General features: G+C 70.0%; 1 pseudogene. It reads left to right on the forward strand.

Annotation, left to right across the window (positions count from 1 at the left end):
- Positions 1-330 (forward strand): annotated as a pseudogene (locus tag SB764_RS39015) (penicillin-binding protein); the annotation flags it as partial.

Raw genomic sequence — 330 nt, forward strand, 5'->3', positions numbered from 1 at the left:
TCGATGCGCGGCTGCAGCAGATGGCGACCCAGGCGCTCACGCAGCAGGCGAACCAGCTGCAGGGGATCGCGAACAACGCGTGGAGCGGCCGCGACGGCTGCGGCACCGACAACGAGGTGTTCCGCACCTTCATGCGCGAGTCGCCCGAGTACAAGGCCGCGCAGGACGCCGGCAAGGACGATGCGGCCGCGATGAAGCAGCTCGCCGCCGATCGAGGCTTCATGCGCGCGCTGTGCAAGGCGAAGACCGACGTGCAGGCCGGCTTCGTCGCGATCGATCCGCGCGACGGGCAGATCCGCGCGTGGGTCGGCAGCCGCGACTTCACGAACG

Origin of the sequence: Paraburkholderia sp. SIMBA_027 (assembly GCF_046535315.1) — a bacterium.
GTDB classification, from domain to species: domain Bacteria; phylum Pseudomonadota; class Gammaproteobacteria; order Burkholderiales; family Burkholderiaceae; genus Paraburkholderia; species Paraburkholderia tropica.